Source organism: Actinoalloteichus spitiensis RMV-1378 (assembly GCF_000239155.1).
GTDB lineage: Bacteria > Actinomycetota > Actinomycetes > Mycobacteriales > Pseudonocardiaceae > Actinoalloteichus_B > Actinoalloteichus_B spitiensis.
On sequence record NZ_AGVX02000732.1, the window covers coordinates 1 to 1414 of the forward strand.

The 1414-nt window shown below is 70.4% G+C and carries 1 protein-coding gene; it reads right to left on the reverse strand.

What is annotated here, in order from left to right:
• Positions 1-1386: condensation domain-containing protein (locus tag ACTIDRAF_RS31125; RefSeq protein WP_245533629.1), on the reverse strand; the 1386-nt coding region annotated here is incomplete at its 3' end.
• Between the last annotated feature and the right edge of the window lie 28 nt (positions 1387-1414).

The following is a 1414-nucleotide window of genomic DNA, read 5'->3' on the forward strand; positions in this document are numbered from 1 at the left end:
ATGGCGGTCGGTCGAGTAGAACCAGCTGAAGGTCAGCCGGCCGTCCTCGATCGCACCGACCACGTCCAGCAGGTGCGGGCGCTGCTCATCGGGGTGGTGGTCCTGGCCCGGCACCGACATCCCGGCCCGGTAGAACCCGTCCTCGCCGGCGGCCTTCGTGTTGTCCAGCGTGAACTGGCCGTGGTAGTTGAAGCTGACCGCCGGGGCCGGCTGCCCCACCAACTCCGGGACCGCACCCAGGTACCGCAACGCCCCGTACCCCACACCCCGGTCGGGAACAGCACGCAACTGCTCCTTCACCGACTTCACCACCACCGACCAGTCGACCCCACCAGCCGGCTCACCCGGCACCGACAACGCCACCGGGTACACCGAGGTGAACCACCCCACCGTCCGGGACAGGTCCACCCCCTCGAACAACTCCTCCCGGCCATGACCCTCCATGGCCACCGCCACCCGGTCCCGACCGGTCCACTCCCGCAACGTCAACGCCAACGCCGCCAACAACACGTCGTTGGCCTGCGTCCGGTACACCGCCGGAACCCGCTGCACCAACGCCCGGGTCCGCTCGACGTCCAGCGACACCGACACCGACCCCATCGACCCGACCGTGTTCCGGCCCCCGGTGCCATCCACCGGCACCTCGACGCTGACATCCGGGCCCACCGCGTCGGCCCAGTACCCGACCTGCTCGGAGAAACCACCCGCCCGCACGTGCTCCCGGAGCCGGGAGGCCCACTGCCGGACCGAGGTCGTCTTCGCTCCGAGGTCGATCTCCGCCCCGGCGGCGGCCTGGGCGTATCCCGCGGCGAGGTCGCTGAGCAGGATCCGCCAGGACACGCCGTCGACTACCGCGTGGTGGGCGGTCATGACGACCCGGAGCCGGGTGTCCTCCGGGGCGACGAGCACCCTGATCAGTGGTCCGCGTGCCAGGTCCACCGAGGACTGGGCTTCACGAACGCACCGTTCCCACTTCGCCTCCGGATCCTGGCCGTCGAACAGGTCGATGACGGTCAGCACCTCCGCCTCCCCGAGCGCGGGTTCGATGCGCACGGTCCGTCGGGTGTCGTCGACGTCGATCACGGTGCGCAGGGCGTCGTGGTGGGCGACGAGCGCCTCGACGGTGGCGCGGAGCGCGGCGAGGTCGGTGTCGGGGGCAAGGGTGAAGCCCATCGACATCATGAAGTGGTGCGGCGCCAGCGGATGGGTGTCGAAGAACCACTCCAGCACCGGGGTGGTCTCCACCGGCCCGCTCACGGGGGCCTGGCGAACACTCGGTCGTGGCCCGGTGGTGCCTGTCTCCCCGAGGACGAGGGTCTCGGGGAGGTCAGCGGCGAGGGCTTCGATGGTCTGTTTGACGAACACGTCCCGTGAGGACAGCTCCAACCCCGCACGACGAGCCCGCGACACCACC